1 protein-coding gene is annotated in these 335 nt (G+C 66.3%); it reads left to right on the forward strand.

Annotated elements, in window-relative coordinates; all coding sequences use genetic code 11:
* On the forward strand, positions 1-335 hold a 335-nt coding region (locus WG891_RS26720; protein ID WP_337265108.1), incomplete at both ends, for a hypothetical protein.

The following is a 335-nucleotide window of genomic DNA, read 5'->3' on the forward strand; positions in this document are numbered from 1 at the left end:
CACGCTGGCGCTGAGTGCCGCCAACAGCGGCCTGTCGGCGGCCACCCATATCGCGTCCGGTGCCACCATCAGCGCCGGCGCGGCCAATGCGTTGGGCACCAGCGCGGTGGAGGTGGACGGCACGCTGACGCTGAATGCGGCAGATACCCTGGCCAATACCCTGAACGGGGCCGGCGTCATCAATACCGATGCGGCCATCACCCTGAGCGGCAGCAACACCTTCGGCGGCACCCACGCCGTCAATGCAAATGGAGCATTGACGGTCAGCACGGCCAATAATCTGGGCACCTCGGCGGCCAACGTCAATCTGACCGACGCCACCGCCCAACTGTTGC

It is taken from the genome of Serratia sp. MMO-28 (assembly GCF_037199905.1).
Lineage (GTDB): Bacteria > Pseudomonadota > Gammaproteobacteria > Enterobacterales > Enterobacteriaceae > Chania > Chania oryzae.